The sequence below is a fragment of the Parabacteroides sp. AF14-59 genome, from assembly GCF_003479515.1.
Taxonomy (GTDB): Bacteria; Bacteroidota; Bacteroidia; order Bacteroidales; family Tannerellaceae; genus Parabacteroides; species Parabacteroides faecis.
On sequence record NZ_QUHH01000034.1, the window covers coordinates 60,896 to 67,215 of the forward strand.

At 37.7% G+C, this 6,320-nt stretch carries 3 protein-coding genes; all 3 read right to left on the minus strand.

The genetic code is table 11. The annotated features are described in order from the left end of the window. Positions 1-59 precede the first annotated feature (59 nt). Entirely contained in the window at positions 60-1,223 is a 1,164-nt protein-coding gene (locus tag DWW23_RS24430; RefSeq protein ID WP_122357032.1) for a site-specific integrase, read from the minus strand. A gap of 508 nt (positions 1,224-1,731) precedes the next feature. Next, complete coding sequence (locus tag DWW23_RS24435; RefSeq protein ID WP_122357034.1) at positions 1,732-3,312, minus strand: RagB/SusD family nutrient uptake outer membrane protein; 1,581 nt, start codon at positions 3,310-3,312, stop codon at positions 1,732-1,734. Between the two features lie 23 nt (positions 3,313-3,335). Continuing rightward, a complete protein-coding gene (locus DWW23_RS24440; protein ID WP_122357036.1) occupies positions 3,336-6,305 on the minus strand; it encodes a TonB-dependent receptor in 2,970 nt (989 codons plus the stop codon). Positions 6,306-6,320 lie beyond the last annotated feature (15 nt).

Sequence of the window (6,320 nt, forward strand, 5' to 3'; positions counted from 1 at the left end):
TAGAGAACACAGGAAATTCTTCTGATTTCCTCTACGTTCCCTAATGCCGTTACCCAATATCATTTAATACTTGACAAACTCGAAAGATCACGAACGACAGTCATGTCCATAATATTACTGTATATCTCCGTCGTACGCACACTTTTGTGCCCCAAAAGTTTCTGCACAGTCGTAATATTTGCACCATTATATAATAATAATGTAGCATTCGTATGTCGTGCTGTGTGAAATGAAACTTTCTTATCTATATCCGCCATCTTACAAATTCGGCGTAATTGCTTGTTCACGTTTGAATTGGAGGAAGCCGGCATATCAAACAAAGTCCACGGATTATTTTTATAGCGCTCATAAATAGGAAGAGATTTCCCGTCAAACAGCAAAAACAGAGGCAAGCGAACATTGACATCTGTTTTGACTGATGAATAGATCAACCAAACTTTATCATCGATAATAAGAAAATTCTCCCTCGTAATACTGACAATATCCGAAAAACGAAGTCCGGTATAACAGCTGAACAGGAACATATCCAACGTCCGTTGCAACGTCCGGCGACCTTTCAGGTTTAAACTTTCCAATTGTCCCAGTTCTTCCGGAGTCAGATGAGTTCTTTTGCTTTCCATATACTTTATCTTGTATTTACGGAAAGGATAACGGTGCAAATCGAACAGATCCTTGTTGATAGCCAGGTTTATATAACGTTTTAAATGCTTCATATGTTTGGCTATCGTATTCCGGTGATATTTATTCACCAACATATAATGCTCAAAATCACAAAGGAAATTAAAACTCAAATCATTAAAACTCACATCTGTTTTAAAAGAAGACAGAACCTGCAATGTCGAAAAATGATTCTTCAATGTTGACAATTTCAGATTACTCTGAGTTATCTCATTTTTCATAAACAGAGAAAAAGAAGTCTGACCTGCCTCAGGTTTCTCTTTCAGATCATTCAACGAAAATTCCTTGCCACTATGCACAATTTCAAGCTCCAGCTGTTCTAATTCTGCAATAAAATTAGTCAGATACTGGTTTAAAGACTCCATATTAGGATGATTCTTTACTGCTTTTCTCTTTGCATCCCACTGAAAAGGCTTCACATAAACCTTTGTCGAAAAATACTTCTTCTGCTTGTTCAAGTAGGCCTCCACCTGAACCAAAGCTTTACCCTCTGAGTTTAACTGCTTCTTACGGTTAAACACTAAGTTATAAATTACTTTTTCCATGATATATAATTTATTTTCTGAATGAAACACGAAGGAACAATAATTAGTTCTTTCTTATGTCTAAGACAAATTAAAAATTTGTTATTACTTATTTACCTAAGTTCCGAAAAGACGAAATCCTACCCCGATCCAGCCTTAAAAAACAATCGATTCGGAAAACTCATTTCTACTATGAGCCTACAAAGATAAAAGAGACTTACTAATCATAAAAAACAAAAAACAAGAAGTAGCTTTCCAAAATGGATACAAAAAAGCCTTTTTTACTCACTTGGTTCTAAAAACAAAACAAGAGACTATTTATTTTTTATTGTTTGAAAGAAAAATTGTTGAAATGTGACTTTTATAGATTATTCATAAGATAAATAGTATTAGCATATTATACCTCCTAATGTATAAATCAAGGAAAAGAACAGGTTTATCTACCATAAAAAAAGATGTTGTAAAAACTTTGAGTGGCTAGGCAGACAGAGCTTTTACAACATCTTCTATTAATTATACCAAAACGACCTTATACAGTAGGTTGAGGTGCTGCAGGGTTATTATCAGTTTCTGAAATACCTTCATTAGACTCAATTTCACCCAGAGGTATACGATAGATCATAATCTGAGATTCCGGTTCCAAATTGTACTGAACAATAGCTTCATAGTTTGTTCCTTTACGTTCGATCGGTTTTTTCAGACGCAAAATATCAAACAAAGCGAAACCTTCACCCCAAAGTTCCACACGGCGTTGCATCCAAATCTCATCTTGCATTTCCTGAGCAGAAGTAACCTTACATGTATAAGACGGATCACGATGAGTCTTTACAAACTCTTCCAATGTTGTTTTAGCTCGTGATAAGTTTCCACTCATAGCTTCACCTTCAGCCTTAATGAAGATCATTTCTTCTACACGCATTAACGGCCAGTCCTGAGAGTTTGTCGTATTCCCCATTACATCCTGATAAGCACCAAACTTTACATTTACATAAGGTGCTAATCCAAAATAGTCCACAACAGATTCACCTCCAACCGACTCATTATCAATCAATGTAGATGTTGTGTCCGGAGAAACAAACCATTGTTTACGGATATCGGTTTCAGATATCTGGTTATACAATTTATCACTGACATAACGCCATGCACCTGTCAATGTCGTATATCCGTTACCTGTCAAAGAACACAAGTGAGAAGGCCAGTTGATAATACCAGTTGTTACCACATCATTATCCGGAGTAATCATAACAGCCCATAACCATGAATTGGCTGAAGCTGAATTGAATGTAGGTCTAGAAACTTCAGCCAATGACTGAGGAGATCCACCTGCAATTGCTTTTTCTGCATCTTTGGCTGCATCAGCCCACCTCTGCATCAATAGATTTGCACGAGCTCGCAGACCATAGGCAACAGCTTCATCTATTTGACCTTTGTTTGAACCATTGTCGTAACCTGCTAATAATTCAATAGCCTGATTCAAGTCACTCATAATTTGATCATAAACCTGTTGAACTGTTGCACGCGAATTCTTCTGCTGTTCTTCTTCCGACATCGATTCGGTAATGATCGGAACGCAAGGTTCATTTTCATGACCTGCATAAGTAAACTGATAGGTCTGAGCTAAATTTAGATAATCGAAAGCACGTGAAGCAAACGCTTGCCCACGGTAAATTTTCATAGATTCATCTTCAGAGCCTTCCGTCAACGATAAAACATTATTGGCTGCCTTCAAATGATTGTAATACGTTTTCCAAATTAATTCATCACCGATACTAGTGTAAATACGGTCTGAGAAATCCTGAGCTGAACCGAACCAGTTATATCCGGATGTTGTAACTGGCATATCCTGACCGCTTTGTTCGTAAAATTGAGCAACAGCAGCGATGCCATAATCATTATGATAAGTGGTTGCATCATCAGAAATAGTACCAAATACATTCAGCGTTGCAGCCATTGCATTTACTTCTGCCGTAATTAAATTCGGTCTCTGGTCGATAATATCTTCCTTCTGATCGTCACTTACATATTGACCTTCTGGAAATTTATCCAAATTACAAGAGGCCAGCATGAAAGCGGCACTTGCAAACATTAAATATTTATTTGTTAACTTCATAAGTTTAAAATCAATTTAACGGATTAGAAATTCAAAGAAATTCCGCCTGAAATTGTACGGATTGGCGAATAAACATTTTCAGCTTTCAAATAGTCCTGACGTGGATCTAACCCTTTACGAGCAGTCAACATTGCAACATTGTCAGCTACGAAATACAAACGAACATCATCGATCTGTAATTTACGAGTCCACGATTTTGGTAACGTATAACCGAATGTGATGTTTTGTAAACTTAAATAATCAGAACTTGTCAACCAACGATCCTGTGTCAAAGATGCTGTAAACTTATCCTGCACATTCATACGAGGGACATTTGTATTTCTATTTTCAGTAGTCCAGGCATCCAACATGTCTTTATGATAAGCAGCCCCCTTTGCAGAAATGGACATTAACCCACCATAAGTATAGTCCATGATACGGCCACCTAGCTGATATGCAAAAGTGATTGAAAAATCAAATCCATAAGCAGCAAAACTTGTTCCGAAACCACCATAAACCTTCGGCAAAATGTCACCGGATGCAAAACGGTTAGATGTAGCTACCGAGTAAGATGTTGTAGTTGTATTTCCTTCTGCATCCGGTTCTTTCAAAGCCCACATTGGCTCACCTGTTTCAGAATTGACTCCTACATATTTAGGCAAATAATATTGATACATGGATTCACCTTCACGATAAATACGAGGAGCATCAATCAACTGCCCATTTAATTCAGGAGCCAATTTCAATACTTTATTTTTAAAATGAGTCAGGTTCAAACTTACATCCCAACTAAAATCCTTTGTACTGATAATATTTGAATGCAAATCCAATTCTACACCGCGGTTAATCATTGAACCTACATTCTCTGGATAACGGGAATATCCCATTGACGGAGCTACCGGTTTAAAGTAAAGCATATCGGTTGTTTTACGAGAGAAGTATTCAGCGGACCCGCTTAATTTTCCTCCCCAGAAACTGAAATCGAATCCTGTATTGAAACTGTGAGATGTTTCCCAGGTGATGTCTTTGTTTCCTTTATAATATAAGGATGTGGAGAAGTCTCCATTGCTGTTTGCCAATGTATACTGATCCATATACGGATAGTAGTTACGATACAAACCACCCTGATACATCAGATTATCGTTACCCTGCAAACCATAGCTAATTTTGAACTTCAACATATCAATCCAGTTCTGATTTGCCAGAAAAGCTTCCTTGTTCATCAACCAACCAGCACCAATTGACCAGAAGTTACCCCAACGGTTATCCGGATGAAAAGCAGAAGAAGCATCGCGGCGATAAGATGCAGAACCAAAATATTTACCATCATAATCATACTGAACACGAAACAACCAACCTTCTGTTGCATAGTTCTGAGAATAACCGGAGTTGTTTTGATTCAAAATACCATTATTCAATTCTGGAATATCCGGATTATACAGTTTTTCACGGCTACCATATAAATAAGAATACTGATAATTATAATTTTCATGACCAGCCAATACATCCACGTTATGAATGTCGTTAAATGTTTTATTATAAGTCAATAAATATTGCTGGTTTGTACTGAAAGATCGTTTAGCCTCTGTATTGATGAGACCACCCACACCGCTTGTTTCTGAATATTGTCCATAGAATGGATTTACCAAATCCCTCATACGTATGTTATTCGCATCCACACCTATATTGACATTTGCCTTAAGACCATTCCAAATATCGATCTCTGCAAACCATTTACCGCTAACCACATCACCTGAATAATTTCTTTTATCCAACATATAACTAGCCAACGGGTTTGCATTTGGGACAGTATTAGTACGGCTAAAATTAGTATCTGAACCATAGTCGTAACGTTTGAACCCACGATTATCATACATTATATTGCCGGATGCATCACGTACATACATCGGATAGATAGCCCCCATAATATTAGCGGCATAGAAAGCATTACCATTCGAAGTACTGCCTTCTGTATCCTGTTCACGACTATCATAATGCGTAAACGATACATTACCTCCTAATTTCAACCATGATTTAACCTGGTAGTCAGCCTTTAAACGAGCATTATAACGTTTAAAACCCGAATTAGGAACAATACCCTGGTCATTTAAATAACCTGCAGACATATAGTAATTCATCTTCTCTGTTGCACCGCTAACATTCAAATTATACTCCTGACGAGCATTGTTTTCAAACAATTCATCCGTCCAGTTATCCGGTCTATAATAATATGTACCGTCGCTATAACCCAAAGTTGCATTCGGATTTAATTTTCCATCCATACCAATCAATTGTTCTCCGCCAGGAATGGAGAACACCTGATATCCTAAATAAGAGCTAGAGAGCATCGCTTGATTGGCATAAGCATTTGCTGCCGTTAAATCTCCTTTAGACAGATGTTTTCCCAAGTCTCCGTTGTAAATAGAGGCATAAGTCAATTCGTAAAATTTACCAGGATCCGTTACTGTTTCATAAGAAGGAATACCACGTTTGTTAACACCCCATTTGGCATCAAAATGAATGCGAGCTTCACCGACTTTACCTTTCTTTGTTGTAACCAAAATAACACCGTTGGCACCACGAGCACCATACAAAGCATTTGATGCTGCATCTTTCAATACGGTCATCGACTCGATATCGGAAGTACTGATCGCAGAAATTTCACCATCATAAGGAACGCCGTCCACTACATACAAAGGTTTGTTGCTTGCAGAAATAGAACCAATACCACGAATGCGAACTTCTGCATCTTTACCCGGCTGACCGTTATTACTTGTTGTTTGCACACCAGCGACCTGACCAGCTAAAGCGTTTGTCAAATTTGCGGCCTGACGAGCTGCAATTTTTTCTGTTTTAATTGTTGCAGCAGATCCCGTAAACGAACTTTTTTTGGCTGTACCATAAGCAACAACCATTACTTCATCAATCATCTGATTGTCAGATTCCAATAGAATACTAAGAACTGGTGTTACCTCTACTTCCTGAGTTTTCATACCTACATACGAAACTACCAGAGTCTTTGCAGAACT

Bases quoted from the DNA above. Each gene is read 5' to 3' on its own strand.
- DWW23_RS24435 (WP_122357034.1), bottom strand. From the start codon at position 3,312: ATGAAGTTAACAAATAAATATTTAATGTTTGCAAGTGCCGCTTTCATG.
- DWW23_RS24430 (WP_122357032.1), bottom strand. From the start codon at position 1,223: ATGGAAAAAGTAATTTATAACTTAGTGTTTAACCGTAAGAAGCAGTTA.